This is a genomic window from Brachybacterium muris, assembly GCF_016907455.1.
Taxonomy (GTDB): domain Bacteria; phylum Actinomycetota; class Actinomycetes; order Actinomycetales; family Dermabacteraceae; genus Brachybacterium; species Brachybacterium muris.
Genome location: NZ_JAFBCB010000001.1, coordinates 275,830 through 292,054 on the forward strand (window position 1 = coordinate 275,830; position 16,225 = coordinate 292,054).

Below are 16,225 nucleotides of genomic sequence, written 5' to 3' on the forward strand. Positions count from 1 at the left end.
CAGTAGTAACGGGCAGGGGACGGGACGAGCAGTGACGGGCAGGGGTGGGGTAACGGACACAGAGGGGGTGCGGCAGGGCGGGCCAGTGGTCAGCCCGCGCGGTGAGTGGACTCTGGTGGCTCTTTCTCGGGCCGCTTTCGACCACCAGCGTCCACTCACCGATGCGGCACGGTGAGATGCCGCGAGCAGGAACGGGGAAGCTGTCCTCAAGCCGGCGCCCGACCGGATGCTCGGGCCCGTGACAGGCCCCTTGGTGATGCAGTGCACTACGGTGGACAGTCCCTGGTCGACGCAGGCCGGGGCCCGCCCCACGGACGAAGGAGTCACGGTGCCCACACGACGATCCCTGCTGGGCCTGGCCGGGCTCACCGGCGCGGCGAGCCTGGGGGCGCTGGCCGGCTGCGGGTCCTCGGCCTCCGAAGTGGATCCTGCGCTGGGGCCCATGGCCGGCCCCGACGACTCCGGGGCGATCACCTTCCAGATCTGGGACAAGGCGCAGGAACCGGCGATGCTGGAGATCATCGCCGCGTTCAACCAGCACTACCCGAACATCTCCGTCGCGGTGAACACCACCGCCAACGCCAACTTCTTCGAGATGCTGCGCATCCAGGCCATCGGTGACGAACTGCCGGACCTGTTCTGGATCAACGGCCCCAACTTCGAGCTGTACGCCTCCGAGGGGATGCTGCAGGACCTCACCGGCCTGGAGGGCTTCGACCCGGCCAACTACCCACCGAACCTCAACGAGCTGTACTCCTACCAGGGTGTGCCGTACGCCGTTCCCAAGGACTTCGACACCATCGGCCTCTGGTACAACCGCGAGCTGCTGCACCGCGCAGGCGTAGACGAGCCCACCGGGTCGTGGACCTGGCAGGAGTACCGCGACGCCTCCGAGATCGTCACCCGGGCGCTGGGCTCCGAGCAGATCTGGGGGAACTCCGGCGGCATCTGGCCCCAGGCCTACATCTACCCCCTGGTCATGCAGGCAGGCGGTGAGATCCTGCTGGACGACAAGACGAAGTCCGGCTATGACTCCCCGGCCGCGATCGAGGCGTTCCACTTCTTGGAGGGCATGGTGGCGGACAAGATCGCGCCCGACGTCCGCTACACCACCGAGAACGCCCCCGCGGACCTGTTCAACAGCGGCCGCGCCGCCCTGCACCAGTCCGGCAACTGGGAGGCCGCCGTGTTCAAGGACTCCCCGGTATTCGATCAGCTGGGCGTGGCCCCACTGATGCACGGCAAGCGCGAGGCCAACGTGATCCACGGGATCGGGCAGGCGATGAACGCCCGCAGCCGCAACAAGCCCGCCGCCTCCGCGTTCCTCGCGTTCCTGGGCTCGGAGGAGGCCAACCGGATCCAGGCCGCGGCCGGTGCCGCAAACCCGGCCTTCATCGGCACCAACGACGCGTACGTGGAGTCGATCCCCGAGTTCACGCTGGACGTGTTCATCGACGCCGCCGACACGGCGATGGCCTACCCGGCCTCGAAGAACACCGAGGCCTGGCTGCGACTGGAGGAGCTGTTCTTCCCCAAGATCGTGATGGGCGAGGTGGAGAGCGGCGCGAAGGAGCTGGCGACGAGGATGAACGAGGTGCTGGCCGATGAGTGACAGAGCAGTCGAAGCTCCACGACGCAGACCCCGCAACAAGGACGGGCTTTGGCCCATCGTCTTCCTGGCCCCGCTGCTGATCGGCATCGCCGTGTTCTACTTCTGGCCGATCCTGGCCACGGTGCTGAACTCCTTCTCCACCTTCGGGCCGTTCGGCGGCCGCACCTTCGCGGGCCTGGAGAACTACGCCCAGCTGTTCCAGGACTCCTTCATCCCGCGGGCGATCCTGAACACCGCCGTGTACACCGCGATCGTGCTGCTGGGCATCCCGATCGCCATCGGGATCGCCTCCCTGCTCACGCAGAAGGGGCTGCGGTTCTCCCGCTTCTACCAGATCCTGTTCTTCCTGCCGGCGGTGTCGATGCCGGTGGCGGTGGCGCTGGTGTGGCGGATGATCTTCAACAAGGAGTTCGGGCTCGTCAACTACCTGCTGTCCCTGGTGGGCATCGAGGGCCCCTACTGGGTGACCGCACCGTGGTGGTCGCTGCTGGCGGTGTCGATCGTGGGACTGTGGTCCAGCCTGCCGCTGGCGGTGATCATCCTGTCGGCCGGCCTGCAGGGCATCCCGCCGGAGATGTACGAGGCATCCCAGCTGGACGGCGCCGGCCCCGTGAGGCAGTTCTTCTCGATCACGGTGCCGCTGCTGACCCCCAGCATCTTCTTCCTCACCATCATCACCGCCATCAACGGCTTCCAGCTGTTCGATCTGCTGTTCGCGATGATGGGCCAGGCGAACCCCGCCATGGCCGACACCCAGTCGCTGGTGTACCTGTTCTACGCCGAGGCGTTCCGGCAGAACGACCAGGGCTACGCCTCGGTGATCGCCCTGCTGATCCTGCTGATCATCGGCCTGATCACCCTGCTGCAGTTCCGGATGCAGAGGAGGTGGGTCCACTATGAGTGAGCCGACGACCGCTCCCACGACGACCCGAGCCGACGCCGCCGCAACCGCCGGTCGCCCCGGGTCGCCTGCCGATGCGAAGCGCCGCCGCGACGGACGCCCCCGCCCCCGCTACGGCACCCACGTTGTGCTGCTGATCGGTGGTCTGCTGATGGTGTTCCCGTTCCTGTGGCAGATCATCATGTCGCTGTCTACGCATGCCGAGGTCACCTCGGTGCCGCCCACCTGGATCCCGGCCGAGCCGCAGTGGGGGAACTACCCAGCCGTGTTCGAGCAGATTCCGTTCCTGAACCAGTTCCTCAACACCGCCGCCGTGACCGTGCTGCGCGTGGTGGGGCAGCTGATCCTGTGCGCCATGGCCGGCTACGCCTTCGCCCGCATGGAGTTCCGCGGCAAGAACGTGCTGTTCGCCCTGGTGCTGTCGATCCTGATGGTGCCGTACCAGATCTACCTCATCCCGCAGTACGGGATCATCCAGCAGCTGGGCTGGCTGAACACGGTGGCCGGTATCGCCGCCCCCGGTATCTTCAGCGCCTTCGGCACCTTCCTGATGCGTCAGCACTTCATGGGCATGCCGCGCTCACTGGAGGAGGCAGCACGCCTGGACGGGGCCTCCCCATGGCAGACCTTCTGGCGGATCATGTTCCCGCTGTCCGGATCCGCCCTCAGCGCGGTCGCCATCCTCACGGCGCTCGCCTCCTGGAACGACCTGATGTGGCCGCTGATCGTGGCCACCTATGACGACCGCACCACCCTCGCGGTGGGCCTTTCCACCTTGCAGGGCCAGTTCACCTCCAACTACCCGGTGATGATGGCCGCCAGCTTCATGGCGATGCTGCCGCTGATGATCCTGTTCATCGTGCTGCAGCGCCGCGTGGTCGAGGGCCTGGCCCACTCCGGCATGAAGGGCTGAGACAGGACCCAGTAGGCCCGCTGCACTGGCCTGCCGCACTGGCCCACCTCATGACGACATGGACGTTTCCGTTCCACCAGAGTGCGATCCTGGAACGGAAACGTCCATGTCGTACAGCCTGCCGGGATCAGCCCTGGGCAGCGTCCTTGAACAGCCGGATCAGCCGCTCGGCCTCCCCGGTGCCCGCCTCACGGCCTGCCCTCATCCACTTGCGGGTGTCCACCACGGTGGGGTTCGCCTCCAGGAACTCCCGCACCGCTCCGGTGTACACCTTGTTCAGGTGGGTGGACACGTTGATCTTGGTCATCCCCGCCCGGATCGCGGCCTGGATGTTCTCGTCGGCCACACCGGAGGAGCCGTGCAGCACCAGCGGAACCGGCACCTCCGCGGCGATCGCGGAGATCAGCTGCTCGTCCAGGGCGGCGGTGCGCTCGGTCATCGCGTGCGAGGAGCCCACGGCCACGGCCATCAGGTCCACCCCGGTGTCGGCCACGAAGCGGGCGGCATCGGCCGGGTCGGTGCGGGCCGACGGATCGTGCACGCCGTCCTTGCCGCCCACCTCACCGAGCTCGGCCTCCACGCTCACACCCAGCTCGTGGGCGGCCTTGACGACCTCGGCGGCGAGGCGGAAGCTCTCGGCGTTCTCCAGGTGGATCACGTTGAACGCGGCCAGGCCGTGGCCGGCCTCGCGGGCGCGAGCAGCAACGGGGGCGAGCGGGCTCAGGGGCATCAGATCTCCTCGATCGTGACGGTGGGTTCGAGCTGATCGATCAGCTCCAGGTCGATCTCCCCGGCGACGGGGCGGGTCACGGCGCTGGCGCCGACGGCGACGGCCCGGCGCAGAGCGATGGGCAGGTCGGTGCGGCCCAGCAGCACGGTGGAGGCCAGAGCCGCGACCACCGAGTCGCCGGCCCCGGTGGGGTTGCCGTCCAGAGCCTGGGGCAGACGGGCCCGCCAGGCGCGGACCGTCGTGGCAGCGGTGCGGTCGACGGAGGCGGTATCTACGGGGGCGGAACCCGCAGGGGCGCCGGCCTCCGCACGCTGCAGGCCCAGCATCCCCTCCCCGCCGAGGGAGCACACCACGGTGCCGGCACCCAGTTCGCACAGGGCGCGGGCGGCATCCAGAGCAGTGGACTCGCCGGTGGCCTCCATCGCTTTCTCGGCGTTGGGCTTCAGCACGGTGGCGCCGGCGCGGGCCGCCGTGAGCAGTCCGGGGCCGGAGGTGTCCACCAGGACGGGGCGGCCGGTCTCGCGGATCGCCGCGATCAGGGTGGCGAGGTCCTCGCCGCTCATGCCCCCGGGCAGGGAGCCGCTGATGGTGACGGCCTCGATCGGGGGGATGGCGCCGGTCAGCAGAGCGCCCACGTCGGCCAGCAGCTGCTGCACCTCGGCAGCACTGAGCTGCGGACCGGGCTCATACAGCCCGGTGGCGCCGTTAGCATCCACCACGGCGAGGGTGCGGCGGGTGGTGCCGTCGATCCACGTCCAGGCTTGGCGCAGCAGGGGATCGGCCTGCGCGGGGGCGTGGGCTGAGTCGGTACCGGCATCGGCGGTGCCGGCTGCGTTGGCGTCGGCTGCGTCGGCATTGTCTGTGGCGGCGTCGTCGGCATCGGGAGTGCCGGGGCGCCCGGCCGTGGCCGCCAGCCGCCGGCGCAGCTCGTCGCCGGCGGGCCCGCCCAGGGGGCCGGCGCAGGTCACGGGCTCGCCCAGCTGGGCCAGCACCTTGGCGACGTTGACGCCCTTGCCGCCGGCCTCAGTGCGCACCTCCCGCACCCGGTTCACCTCGTGCAGGCGCGTGTCGTCGACCGTGTAGGTGACGTCCAGGGCGGGGTTCGGGGTGATGGCGAGGATCATCGCGCCGCCTCGTGATCCGCGGGGCCAGGGGTCTTGTCGGTCGCGGGCCAGGTCCACCACAGCGCGTGCCGCAGGACGGCCGCCATCGGTGGTGACCAGGGCGTGCGCGTCATGGTCGATCTGCTCGGCGAAGCGTCGGCCGATGGCGGAGGCCGAGGAGTGCTGCGTGCGGCGGCCGAGCGACCCCGTGGTCGCCCACCTGCGGCCACGGCGCGCGTCCACGCGCAGCAGGACGACGTGTCTACGAGGCTTTCCTGGACCCCTGCCCAAGATCATTCATGAGCGAACGGGCCCGGAAGCGGCATCCACGAGCAGAACACGGCCTATCATTTGATGACGGAAGAATGCGCTGAGAACCGATGTGCGCTCCGGGATCGGGAGGGCAAGGATGACGGACCCCAAGGATCCGTGCGAGAACGCGGAGGGCCCCAAGCGGGTGCGCGGTCGTCGCCGCCGCCTCGACCTCGTGCTGGACCTGATCATCGATCACGGCCACATCAGCGTGGAGGATCTGGTCGCCGAGCTGGGGGTCTCCCCGGCCACCGTGCGGCGGGACCTCGATGCCCTGGCCGATCAGCAACTGGTGATCCGCAGCCACGGCGGTGCCTCCGCCAACCCCGATGCCCGCTCGCTGCCGATGCGCTACCGCGCCTCCCGCAATGCCGAGCAGAAGGAACGGATCGCCTCCCGCGCCGTGGACCTGGTGCAGCCAGGATCGGTGATCGGCCTGAACGGCGGCACCACCACCACCGCCGTCGCCCACGAACTGGCCTCCCGGCAGGAGTTCCGCGACGCCGAACGCCCCACCGTGCTGGTCACCAACGCCGTGAACATCGCCCAGGAGCTCGCCGTGCGCCGTCACCTGCAACTGGTGGTCACCGGTGGTGTGGTGCGCGAGTCCAGCTACGAGCTGGTGGGCAGCTGGGCCGAGCAGCTGCTGGCGCAGATCCGCATCGACACCATGTTCGTGGGCATCAACGCCATCAACGCCATCGACGGCGCCTCCACCCACGACGAGGCCGAGGCAAACATCAGCGCCCGCCTCATCGACCGCTCCACCCGCGTGGTGGTCGTGGCCGACTCCAGCAAGGTGGGGGCCGACGCCTTCGCCCGCATCGGCCCCGTCGAGTCGATCGACGAACTGGTCACCGACGACGCCGCTGATCCGGAGGCCCTCGCGGCCCTGAGAGAAGCAGGGGTCACGGTGCACCTGGTCGAGGGTGCGGGCCAGAAGCGATGACCCCCAAGGGCGACACCGGAACCGGTACCCGCGCGCGGGGGAACGGGCGCGCACTGCCGCGCACCCCCGTCACCCTGGCGGACGTAGCCCGTGAGGCCGGCGTCTCCGTCGCCACCGCCTCGTTCGTGCTCTCCGGTCGCGCAGGCAGCCGCTCCTCCGGATCCCCGGAGACCAAGGCAAAGGTGCGTGCCGCCGCCGAGGCCCTCGCCTACGTGCCCAACCGCACCGCCCAGGCCATGCGCACCGGCCGCGGCGGGGGAGTGGTGCTGGCGCTGGGCACCCTGGCGGACCCGTGGGGCGTGAGCCTGGCCCGGCAGGTGCGCAGCGACGCCCTCCCGCACGAGTTGTCCACGCTGATCCTGGCCGACGAGCGCTGGTACGAGTACCTGCAGGGCGCCTCCGCCGACAGCGCCTTCATCACCAGCGTCGACTTCGGGGCCGACGGCCCCGAGAAGGTGCGGCGCCTGGCCGAGACCACCTCCAGCGGCATCGTCGCCTTCACCACCCAGATGGAGCCGGAGAACTTCGACGTCATCTCCTCCTCCCCGCTGGAGGCTGTGCGCTCTGCCTACCGGAAGCTGCGGTCCCGGCACGACCGCGTGCACCTGATGATGCCGTACGCCTTCGACCCCGCCTCCGACGTGCGCGTGCCCCGCCGCGCCCAGGTGTTCCTCGATGCCGCCGCCGAGCACGGTGACGGGCCCCCCGAGCAACTGGTGCGACCCACCCTTCCCGGGCGCCGCGAGACCTACCGCGCCAGCATGGAGTGGCTGGGCGGCGAGGACCCGCCCAGCGCAGTCGTCTGCTTCACCGGCTACCAGGCCGTGGCCCTGCAGACCGCCGCCCAGAACCTCGGCGTTCCGGTGCCCGACGGGCTCGAGATCATCTCCATCGGCGACATCCCCGAGGAGGCCCAGTTCTACGGCCCCATCAGCTACTACGGCGTGACCGACGTGTTCGAGCGCATCTCCGAGGTGGTGGTGGGGCGGGCGCTGGACCGCAGCGAGCACCCCGGCCGACGCCACGTGTTCGAATGGGAGTTCTTCGCCGGGGACAGCACCCGCGCCGACACCTGACCCGGAAGGACGCATGAGCACCGACGCCCACACGCACACCTGGACCCTGCCCGGCCTGGAGGTCACCGAGGTGACCCTGCCCGTGCCCCTGGACCACGCCGACCCCGCCTCGGTGACGCTGGACCTGTTCGCGCGGATCTACGCGGATCCCGACGGCACCGACCGCCCCTACCTGGTGTACCTGCAGGGCGGGCCCGGCTCCGAGGCCCCCCGCTCCGTCGGCCCGGACAGTCCGCCCTGGCTGGCCCGCGCTCTGCGAGAGCACCGTGTGGTGATGCTGGACCAGCGCGGCACCGGCCGCTCCACCCCGGTGGGCCTGGACGTGGCACTGCCCGAGGGGGCGATCGAGGGCGCTGCCACCCTGCGTGAGGCGAGTGCCGCTCAGCAGGCCCACTACCTCACCCACTTCCGGGCCGACGCCATCGTGCGCGACGCCGAACTGCTGCGCGAGCACCTGGACGTGCCCACCTGGTCGCTGCTGGGCCAGTCCTTCGGCGGCTTCACCACCCTGCGCTACCTCAGCGCCGCCGCCTCCTCGGTCCAGACGGCCCTGTTCACCGGGGGCATCCCCTCCGTGGGGCCCGACATGGTCCCGGTGTACCGCACCACCTGGGACGGCATGGCCGCCCGCAGCGAGCGCCACTGGGCACGCTTCCCCGAGGACCGCGACCGCATGCGGGCCCTCGCCGACCGCGCCGAGGCCGGCACCCTGCGCCTGCCCGACGGGCAGAAGGTGGGAGTGGAGCGACTGCGCCGCATCGGCATGCTGCTGGGCCGCGCGCAGGGACAGGAGCAGCTGCACTACCTGCTGGGCCTGGACCCCGATTCCCCGGCCTTCGCTCACGACCTCGCCTCCGCCCTGCCCTTCTGCGGCCGCAACCCCATCTACGCCGTGATCCACGAGTCCTGCTGGGCCGACGGCACCGTCACGAACTGGGCCGCCGAGCGCGCCATGCCCGAGGCGGTGCGCCAGGACCCGACGCTGCTGGCCGGCGAGCACGTGCACCACGAACTGTTCACCGAGGACCCGGAATTGGCGCCCTTCGCCGAGGCCGCCGAGCTGCTGGCCCAGCACCAGTGGCCACGGCTGTACGACGAGGACGCCCTGCGCGCGGCCGACGTGCCGGGAGCGGCGGCCGTGTACTACGACGACGCCTACGTGCCCCGCGAGTACTCCATGGCCACCGCAGCCCTGCTGCCGCGACTGCGCACCTGGGTCACCAGCGAGTACGAGCACGGCGGCCTGCGCTCCAGCGGCCAGGGAGTGCTGGACCACCTGCTGGACCTGGCCAAGGGGCGCCGCGAGGCCTGATCTGCGCGGGGAGCGCGGCCCGGCCCCGGGCGCTGGTGCCCTCAGGCGTCGGCGGCGAGGCGGAACCCCTTGTTCCCGCTGGCGTCCTCCACGGCAGAGGCGTGCCGCGCTGCCACCCGGTAGCGGTTGCAGTACGAGTCGTGGCACAGGTACGAGCCGCCACGGATCACGCGCACGTCCCCGCTCATCGAGGGGGCGTGCCCGGCGTCCCAGGTGTCGCTGCACCACTCCCACACATTGCCGGCCACCTCGTACAGGCCGAATCCGTTGGGCGGGAACGTGCGCACCGGGGCGGTGCCCAGGTAGCCGTCCTCCAGGGTGTTCCGCACCGGGAAGGCGCCCTGCCAGATGTTGCAGCGGTGCTCGCCGTTCGGCGTGAGCTCGTCACCCCATGCGTAACGGGCCTGGTCCAGGCCGCCGCGCGCAGCCTTCTCCCATTCCGCCTCGCGTGGCAGGCGCATCCCGCACCAGCTCGCGAACGCCTCGGCATCGCGCAAGGACACGTGCACCACCGGGTGATCGGCGCGGTCCGCGACGGAGGAGCCCGGCCCCTCCGGGGCATCCCAGCGGGCCCCGTGCACGGCCCGCCACCACGGGGTGCCCGGGGGCTTCTGGGACGCGCGCCGCAGCTCCGGCTCCAGCAGGGCACCGAACACGTACGACCAGCCGAACTCCTCGGCCTCGGTGACGTACCCGGTCTCGTTCACGAAGGTGGCGAACTCGGCGTTGGTGACACAGGTGGGGTCGACGCGGAAAGCACCCACCTCCACCTCGCGGATCGGGGACTCGGCGTCCATCGGATTGCGGTCGGCGTCCTCTGTGCCCATGCGGAAGGTGCCGGCGGGGATCAGGATCGCCTTGTCGGCGCGGCTCCTGACCACCTCCACCGGCGCGGCGATCGCGGAGAGGTTCTTGCGTGCAGCATCGCCCTCGCGTGCGGAATCGCCTTCGAGTGCAGCGTCAATGCCCCGCGCCGGGACATCTTCGTCGAGGCCCTTCCGTCCAGCGGCGCAGCAGTGAGAGGTGGGGGCGTCAGAGGCGCGCATGACACCAGCGTAGGCCGCCCAACAAAGGAAGTTTCTGCGGTCCCGACCGCTCGACCGTTGAACTTTTTTTCATGGTTGCCACCTGCGACGATGCTCGATCCTGGACGTGTGACGCTTGTCACTGCGCCCGGTTGTTGCTACGTTTCCTCACGCGTGGCGGACCAACGTCGTTCTCCGCCACCGGGGCCCGCCCCCGGGGAGCGACGTCGGCACAGGGATCACCGCAGATCGTGCTCCCGGCGGCCGCGCTGCCGGATCCGCCCCCGCACTCCCGAGGAGCATCACGATCGTGAACCAGAATCCCAGCCCCCACCCGAAGTCCGTGGGCCGTCGTCGTGCGCTCGCCGCGCTCGGCGCCCTGCCCGCCGGGGCACTCATCGGCACCGCCGCCGCCAATGCCCACCCCAGCGACAACGGCAAGGGGAAGGGCAACGGGAAGGGGAAGGGCAACGGAAAGGGCAAGGGCAACAAGGGCCAGTTCCGCCTGGGTGTGGAGAACCTCCTGTCCGACGAGCTCGACACCCTCAAGGGGGCCCGCGTCGGCCTGATCACCAACCCCACCGGCGCCGACCGCGAACTGCGCTCCGTGATCGACCTGCTGATCGAGAAGCAGGGCGAGGGCGACTTCGAGCTGGTGGCCCTGTACGGCCCCGAGCACGGCGTGCGCGGCGCGGAGCCTGCCGGCGGCTACGTCGAGGACTACATCGACGAGAAGACCGGACTGCCGGTGCGGTCCCTGTACGGGAAGACCCAGAAGCCCACCCCGGCGATGATCGCCGATGTGGACCTGCTGATCTTCGACATCCAGGACATCGGCACCCGCTTCTACACCTACATCTGGACCCTGTACTACGCGATGGAGGCCGCGTCCGAGAACGGCAAGCGCTTCGTGGTGCTGGACCGTCCGAACCCCCTGGGCTCCGAGGCCGAGGGTTTCGTGCTGGACCCGGCGCTGTCCTCCTTCGTGGGGCTGAAGGCCATCCCGCAGCGCCACGGCCTCACCGTGGGCGAGCTCGCGAAGCTGTTCAACGGTGAGTTCCTGGGCGGCAAGGTCGATCTCGAAGTGATCGAGATGAGCGGCTACGACCCGGAGGACCCGCCCAGCGAGGACCTCCCCTGGGTGCTGCCCTCCCCGAACATCCCCACCCTGGACACCGCCGTGGTGTACCCGGGCACGGGCCTGATCGAGTCGCTGAACATCTCCGAGGGTCGCGGCACCACCACCCCGTTCCTGTGGTTCGGGGCCCCGTTCATCACCGAGCAGCACATCGACGCGATCATCGCGGACCTGCACGGTGCGGACCTGCCCGGCATGATCGCCCGCCCGATGTTCGCCACCCCCGCCTCGTCCAAGCAGGCCGGGAAGTTCAGCGGCGGCGTGCAGCTGCACATCACCGACCGTGACGCCTTCGAGCCCGTGCGCACCGGTGTGCACGTGCTCGCCGCGCTGCTGCGTAACGTCCCCGAGGTCGACTGGCGCGAGGGCGACAAGTGCCGCACCGAGGCCGACATCTGCTGGATCGACCGCCTCTCGGGAACCAAGCGCATGCGCCAGATGCTCGAGGCCGGTGACGACCCCGACGCCATCGTGAAGGCGTGGAAGAAGGAACTGCGCGCCTTCACCGACACCGCCCGCCAGTACCGCATCTACTGAGCATGAATCGCGGGGCCCGGCCTGCCCGGGCCCCGCGACCAGTTCCGGCGCGATCCGCTCCTAAGCGGCCTGTTCTGGTGAGGCGCTTTCTCGGCCGACACCATGCCCGGTCACCGGGCCCCGTTCTCTCCCAGACCTCGAGGAGGTCCCCATGAACGACCAGAACCACACCCCCACTCCGTCAGACCGCAGCGCCCACCGCAGCGCAGCGACTCCGGCCACCCACCGCACCCTCAGCCGTCGCGGCGCCCTCGCCGCCGGCGGTGCTGCCTCGCTGCTGCCCTTCGCCACGATGGGCGCCGCCAGCGCTGCCCCCGCCGGCAAGGGCGGCAAGGGCAAGGGGAACGGCAAGGGTAAGGACAAGGGCAAGGGCGGTGGCAAGAACACCGTCGACATCGACGCGCTGCTCTCCGAGATGACCGTCGAGCAGAAGATCGGCCAGATGTTCGTGGCTGTCGGCTACGGAGCCACCGCCGATGAGTCCCACCGCTCCAACACCACCACCACGGGCGTGGACACCATCGAGCAGATCGTCCGCACCCACCACGTGGGCGGCCTGATCTACTTCGCGTGGAGCGGCAACATGGTGGACATCCCGCAGGTCACCACCCTGTCCAATGACGCCCAGAAGGCCGCTCTGGACTCCGGCGGGATCCCACTGCTGATCAGCACCGACGAGGAGCGCGGCGTGGTGTTCCGCCTGCCCGCCCCCGCCACCCCGCTGCCCGGCGCGATGGGCCTGGGCGCCACCGGCTCCCACAGTCACGCCCGCAAGGCCGGGGACATCATCGGCACCGAACTGCGGGCCTGCGGCATCAACCAGGGCTTCGCACCCGTGGTCGACGTCAACATCGAGGCGCAGAACCCCGTGATCGGCGTGCGCTCCTTCGGTGCGGACCCGGAGATGGTCTCGCGCCTGGCCACCGCCCAGATCGCAGGCATGCAGAAGGCCGACTGCTCCTCCACCGTCAAGCACTTCCCCGGCCACGGCGACACCGCGGTGGACTCCCACTACGGGCTGCCGGTCATCGACCACACCCGCGAGGAGCTCGACGAGCTGGACCTGCCCCCGTTCATCGCTGCCATCGAGGAGGGTGTGGACGCGATCATGACCGCCCACATCGTGGTGCCGGTGCTGGACGACTCGGGCCTGCCCGCCACCCTCTCCAAGCCGATCCTCACCGGTCTGCTGCGCGAGGAACTGGGCTACGAGGGCGTCATCGTCACCGACTCCCTGGCCATGGAGGGCGTGCGCACAATCTTCTCCGACGACCGGGTGCCGGTCGAGGCGATCCTGGCCGGCGCCGACCAGATGCTGATGCCGCCGAACCTGACCGTCGCCATCAGCGGCGTGCGCGACGCGGTCGCCAACGGTGAGATCACCGAGGAGCGCCTGGACGAGTCGGTGCGCCGCATCCTCACCCAGAAGGTCAAGCGCGGCATCTTCGATGAGCCCTACGCGGACGTGGACGAGGCGGTGGCGGCAGTGGGCACCCGCAAGTCCGTCAAGACTGCCCAGAAGGTCGCCGACGATTCCGTCACCCTCATCGCCGACGACGGCACCCTCCCGCTGCGTCGCCGCACGAAGCTGCTGGTCACCGGGGTCGGTTCGCAGGCGGTGCTCGACAACACCGTGGCCGAGCTGAAGGAGCAGGGCATCGAGGCCACCGGCCTGTTGCTGGGCACCATCAACGCTGCCGCCCAGGCGAAGGCGGTCGCTGCTGCGGCCGACGCCGACGCCGAGGCGGTGCTGGTGCTCACCTCATCGGCCGGGTTCGTGACCCCGAAGGTGCAGGTGGACCTGGTCAAGGCACTGGTGGACACCGGGAAGCCGGTCATCAACGCCTCGCTGCGCAACCCCTACGACGTGGTGCACGTGGGCCCGGTCAACAGCTCGATCGCCGCCTACGGCAACTCGGCCTGCAATGTGCGGGCCGTGGCACGCCTGGTCGCGGGCGAGATCAAGCCCAAGGGTGAGCTGCCGGTCGCGATCCCCGAGGCCGATGGCACCGGCGAGGCCTACCCGCTGGGCCACAAGGCACGCTTCGGCGGCTGACCTGTCCCACTGCGGCTGATCTGTCCCACTGCGATGCCCGGGGCCCAGGGTCCCGGGCATCGCCGTGTCCAGGCTCACCGGCGCCGCAGACCCCCGCGACGCACGAGAGTTTGTCGGAATGCCTCGCCCTCAACGACACAGATTCGTGCGTGGGCAGGCGGATCTGCTCCTGCTGCCCGATGGAACGGCCCCGGTGTTGCCAAACGGCGCCGCGGGAACGGCCGTCAGGCGAAGCGCACGAAGGCCCGGGTGGGGTGCGGGGCCATGTCGTGGGCCTCGGTGAGCCCGCGCGACTCGTAGAAGGCCCGCTGTCCTGGCTCGTCGTCCGTGAGAAGCACCAGCTGCCGCACGTCGGCGTAGTGCTCCAGCACTGCGTCCAGGAGCGCGCCGCCGATGCCCTCGCGCTGATCATCGGGCGTGACCAGGATGTCCTGCACGTACACGATGGTCTCCCCGTCCGAGACCGTACGGACCAGACCCACCAGGGAACCGCTCGCATCGTTGCGAGCGCACAGCACCAGGTGGGATCCGCGCACTGCACGTGCCAGGCGCTCCGCATCGTCGGTGTAGGCGCTCCATCCCACCGCCTCGTACAGCGAGACCAGCTCGGCGTCAGTGGGGATCTCCTGGTGCACGGTGAAGGCCATGGGTCGATTCTGCCTGCCTTCGCGGGGCGGGGACCCGCTGGGAGGCATCCGGTGGCAGGCGTCCGCGGGGTGGAGTCCGACCGTTCGGCTCGAGGCCCTCGTCCCCGTGGCCCGGTCTGCGTAGGCTCGACGCATGAGCACCTCCGACTCCATCACCCCGCGCAGCATCGGCTCCCTGTCCGTCTCACCCATCGGCCTGGGCGTGATGCCCCTGTCGCAGGGCCGCGGCGACGCCGCCCCGCAGGAGCAGGCCCGCGCCACCGTGCACGCCGCTCTGGACGCCGGCATCACCTTCCTCGACACCGCCGACATCTACGCCCCCTCCTGGGACACGATGGGCCACAACGAGAAGGTCGTGGCCGACGCCCTCGACACCTGGGACGGCGACCGCTCCGGCATCGTGGTGGCCACCAAGGGCGGCATCACCCGTGGTGAGGGCGAGACCTGGGGCCGTGACGGCTCGGCCGCCTACCTCCGTTCGGCCCTGGAGAAGTCCCTGAAGAACCTCGGCACCGATGCGGTGGACCTGTACTACTGGCATCGCCCCGATCGTTCGATCCGCTACGCCGAGGGCATCGAGACCCTTGCCGCACTGAAGCAGGAAGGCCTGATCAAGGAGATCGGCATCTCCAACGCGAACGTGGAGGAGATCGACGTGGCGATCGACGTGCTGGGTGAAGGCGGTCTTGCCGCGGTGCAGAACCAGTTCTCACCCACCTTCTTCCAGACCAGCCGCGACGAGTTGAAGCACTGCGGCGAGCACGGCATCGCTTTCGTGCTCTGGTCGCCGCTGGGCGGCACCGGTGGCGGAGCCAGCGGTGTGGGGGAGAGGTTCCCGCAGATCGCCCGCATCGCGAAGGCCCATGACGTGTCCCCGCAGCAGGTGGTGCTGGCCTGGCAGCTGGGCCTCGGCGACCACGTGATCCCGATCCCGGGTGCGAGCCGCCCCGAGTCCATCGCCGATTCGGCGAGGGCGATGACCTTGGAGCTGACCGGGGAGGAGTTCCAGGAGCTCTGCGCGATCATCGCCTGAGCCCCGGCGGCGCCCCTTGTGGGCGCCTCCTCTGCCCCGCCCCACAGGCGAGAGTGCCGGTGAGTGGACGCTGGTGGCTGTATTCGGCCGGGAGAACAGCCACTGGTGTCCACTCGACTCGGAGGGCAGTCACTGGCGTTCACTCGCCCCGGGTGGCTGGCCTGGTGCTCAGCCCAGGGTGATCACCCGGTCGGCCCGGTGGCGGGTGGCCTCGACGAGGTGGGCGTTGGCCTCATCGGGGCCGAGGGCCCAGGCCCGCGCGGCCTCGGGGTCCTTGCCGAACAGCTCGTGCCGTGCGATCAGCCGCTGGTGGCGCAGCGACTCCGGGGTCTCGACGAACCAGCACGCATCCAGTAGCGACCTGACCTGCGCGAAGGGACCGTCATCCAGCAGCAGGTAGTTGCCCTCGGTGAGGACCAGCGGCACATCGCCTGCGACCTCGATCGCCCCGGCGAGGGGCTGCTCCAGGTCTCGCTCGAACATCGGTGCCCACACGGGTGGGTCGTGCGGCTGGGCGGTGCGCAGGCGCTGCAGCAGGGCGACGTACCCGGCCGCGTCGAAGGTGTCCGGGGCGCCCTTGCGGTTACGGCGGCCCATCCGGTCCAGGGCCATGTCGGCCAGGTGGAATCCGTCCATCGGCACCACCGCGCAGGAGCCCGCCGGCAGCTGGGAAGCCAGCAGTGCGGTGAGCGTGGACTTGCCGGCACCGGGTGCGCCGGTGATCCCCAGGACGCGGCGGCCACTGCTGCGCAGTGCCTCGTCCAGCAGCACCCGGGCAGCCGTGACGGCCCGCGCCGCGGTAGCTGCCGTGGGTGCCGATGCCGGTGCTGCCGCGGGGACCGATGGCGATGCCGGTTCTGCCTCCGGGGACGGCATTGCTC

General features: G+C 70.2%; 14 protein-coding genes. 9 read left to right on the forward strand and 5 right to left on the reverse strand.

The window, feature by feature from the left end; all coding sequences use genetic code 11:
* Positions 1 to 328 precede the first annotated feature (328 nt).
* Genes JOD52_RS01300 through JOD52_RS01310 form a run of 3 tightly spaced genes read left to right on the forward strand, consistent with a single transcriptional unit; the run spans position 329 to position 3,426 of the window.
* Complete coding sequence (locus tag JOD52_RS01300; RefSeq protein WP_204408548.1) at positions 329 to 1,612, forward strand: extracellular solute-binding protein; 1,284 nt, start codon at positions 329 to 331, stop codon at positions 1,610 to 1,612.
* Positions 1,605 to 2,516, forward strand: a complete 912-nt coding sequence (locus JOD52_RS01305) for a carbohydrate ABC transporter permease (RefSeq protein WP_204408549.1) — start codon at positions 1,605 to 1,607, stop codon at positions 2,514 to 2,516. Before JOD52_RS01300 ends, JOD52_RS01305 begins: the two co-directional genes overlap by 8 nt.
* Complete coding sequence (locus tag JOD52_RS01310) at positions 2,509 to 3,426, forward strand: carbohydrate ABC transporter permease (RefSeq protein WP_204408550.1); 918 nt, start codon at positions 2,509 to 2,511, stop codon at positions 3,424 to 3,426. Before JOD52_RS01305 ends, JOD52_RS01310 begins: the two co-directional genes overlap by 8 nt.
* Before the next feature lie 127 nt (positions 3,427 to 3,553).
* On the opposite strand, the gene JOD52_RS01315 is transcribed toward JOD52_RS01310, so the two are convergent.
* Both JOD52_RS01315 and JOD52_RS01320 read right to left on the reverse strand, forming a co-directional pair.
* On the reverse strand, positions 3,554 to 4,156 hold the full coding sequence (locus JOD52_RS01315; protein WP_204408551.1) for a class II fructose-bisphosphate aldolase: 603 nt from the start codon (positions 4,154 to 4,156) through the stop codon (positions 3,554 to 3,556).
* A complete protein-coding gene (locus tag JOD52_RS01320) occupies positions 4,156 to 5,502 on the reverse strand; it encodes a PfkB family carbohydrate kinase (RefSeq protein WP_204408552.1) in 1,347 nt (448 codons plus the stop codon). The genes JOD52_RS01315 and JOD52_RS01320 overlap by 1 nt, the downstream gene beginning before the upstream one ends.
* A gap of 166 nt (positions 5,503 to 5,668) precedes the next feature.
* On the opposite strand from JOD52_RS01320, the gene JOD52_RS01325 reads away from it, so the two are divergent.
* Genes JOD52_RS01325 through JOD52_RS01335 form a run of 3 tightly spaced genes read left to right on the forward strand, consistent with a single transcriptional unit; the run spans position 5,669 to position 8,908 of the window.
* On the forward strand, positions 5,669 to 6,520 hold the full coding sequence (locus tag JOD52_RS01325) for a DeoR/GlpR family DNA-binding transcription regulator (RefSeq protein ID WP_204408553.1): 852 nt from the start codon (positions 5,669 to 5,671) through the stop codon (positions 6,518 to 6,520).
* Entirely contained in the window at positions 6,517 to 7,596 is a 1,080-nt protein-coding gene (locus tag JOD52_RS01330; protein WP_204408554.1) for a LacI family DNA-binding transcriptional regulator, read from the forward strand. The genes JOD52_RS01325 and JOD52_RS01330 overlap by 4 nt, the downstream gene beginning before the upstream one ends.
* A gap of 13 nt (positions 7,597 to 7,609) precedes the next feature.
* Positions 7,610 to 8,908, forward strand: a complete 1,299-nt coding sequence (locus tag JOD52_RS01335) for an alpha/beta fold hydrolase (RefSeq protein WP_204408555.1) — start codon at positions 7,610 to 7,612, stop codon at positions 8,906 to 8,908.
* A 41-nt stretch (positions 8,909 to 8,949) separates the two neighbouring features.
* Here the strand turns inward: JOD52_RS01335 and JOD52_RS01340 are convergent, their stop codons facing one another.
* Positions 8,950 to 9,954 carry a formylglycine-generating enzyme family protein gene (locus JOD52_RS01340; protein ID WP_239551691.1) on the reverse strand — a complete coding sequence of 335 codons (1,005 nt, stop codon included), beginning with the start codon at positions 9,952 to 9,954 and terminating at the stop codon, positions 8,950 to 8,952.
* A 289-nt stretch (positions 9,955 to 10,243) separates the two neighbouring features.
* Here JOD52_RS01340 and JOD52_RS01345 point away from each other — a divergent pair, with 289 nt between their 5' ends.
* Both JOD52_RS01345 and JOD52_RS01350 read left to right on the forward strand, forming a co-directional pair.
* Positions 10,244 to 11,608: an exo-beta-N-acetylmuramidase NamZ domain-containing protein gene (locus JOD52_RS01345; RefSeq protein ID WP_204408556.1), complete on the forward strand. Its 1,365-nt coding sequence runs from the start codon at positions 10,244 to 10,246 to the stop codon at positions 11,606 to 11,608.
* Positions 11,609 to 11,759: 151 nt separating this feature from the next.
* A complete protein-coding gene (locus JOD52_RS01350) occupies positions 11,760 to 13,664 on the forward strand; it encodes a glycoside hydrolase family 3 protein (protein ID WP_204408557.1) in 1,905 nt (634 codons plus the stop codon).
* A gap of 224 nt (positions 13,665 to 13,888) precedes the next feature.
* Here the strand turns inward: JOD52_RS01350 and JOD52_RS01355 are convergent, their stop codons facing one another.
* Positions 13,889 to 14,311 (reverse strand): GNAT family N-acetyltransferase, encoded by a 423-nt coding sequence (locus JOD52_RS01355; protein WP_204408558.1) that lies wholly within the window; start codon positions 14,309 to 14,311, stop codon positions 13,889 to 13,891.
* A gap of 133 nt (positions 14,312 to 14,444) precedes the next feature.
* Here JOD52_RS01355 and JOD52_RS01360 point away from each other — a divergent pair, with 133 nt between their 5' ends.
* Positions 14,445 to 15,344: an aldo/keto reductase gene (locus tag JOD52_RS01360; RefSeq protein WP_204408559.1), complete on the forward strand. Its 900-nt coding sequence runs from the start codon at positions 14,445 to 14,447 to the stop codon at positions 15,342 to 15,344.
* A 168-nt stretch (positions 15,345 to 15,512) separates the two neighbouring features.
* Here JOD52_RS01360 and JOD52_RS01365 read toward each other — a convergent pair whose 3' ends face one another.
* Positions 15,513 to 16,220, reverse strand: coding sequence for a nucleoside/nucleotide kinase family protein (locus JOD52_RS01365; protein WP_204408560.1), 708 nt, complete (start codon positions 16,218 to 16,220; stop codon positions 15,513 to 15,515).
* Between the last annotated feature and the right edge of the window lie 5 nt (positions 16,221 to 16,225).

What these genes read in the sequence shown, in the direction of transcription:
- JOD52_RS01305 (WP_204408549.1), top strand. Translation starts at nt 1,605, where the DNA reads ATGAGTGACAGAGCAGTCGAAGCTCCACGACGCAGACCCCGCAACAAG.
- JOD52_RS01310 (WP_204408550.1), top strand. Translation starts at nt 2,509, where the DNA reads ATGAGTGAGCCGACGACCGCTCCCACGACGACCCGAGCCGACGCCGCC.
- JOD52_RS01315 (WP_204408551.1), bottom strand. Translation starts at nt 4,156, where the DNA reads ATGCCCCTGAGCCCGCTCGCCCCCGTTGCTGCTCGCGCCCGCGAGGCC.
- JOD52_RS01325 (WP_204408553.1), top strand. Translation starts at nt 5,669, where the DNA reads ATGACGGACCCCAAGGATCCGTGCGAGAACGCGGAGGGCCCCAAGCGG.
- JOD52_RS01330 (WP_204408554.1), top strand. Translation starts at nt 6,517, where the DNA reads ATGACCCCCAAGGGCGACACCGGAACCGGTACCCGCGCGCGGGGGAAC.
- JOD52_RS01335 (WP_204408555.1), top strand. Translation starts at nt 7,610, where the DNA reads ATGAGCACCGACGCCCACACGCACACCTGGACCCTGCCCGGCCTGGAG.
- JOD52_RS01340 (WP_239551691.1), bottom strand. Translation starts at nt 9,954, where the DNA reads ATGCGCGCCTCTGACGCCCCCACCTCTCACTGCTGCGCCGCTGGACGG.
- JOD52_RS01350 (WP_204408557.1), top strand. Translation starts at nt 11,760, where the DNA reads ATGAACGACCAGAACCACACCCCCACTCCGTCAGACCGCAGCGCCCAC.
- JOD52_RS01355 (WP_204408558.1), bottom strand. Translation starts at nt 14,311, where the DNA reads ATGGCCTTCACCGTGCACCAGGAGATCCCCACTGACGCCGAGCTGGTC.
- JOD52_RS01360 (WP_204408559.1), top strand. Translation starts at nt 14,445, where the DNA reads ATGAGCACCTCCGACTCCATCACCCCGCGCAGCATCGGCTCCCTGTCC.
- JOD52_RS01365 (WP_204408560.1), bottom strand. Translation starts at nt 16,220, where the DNA reads ATGCCGTCCCCGGAGGCAGAACCGGCATCGCCATCGGTCCCCGCGGCA.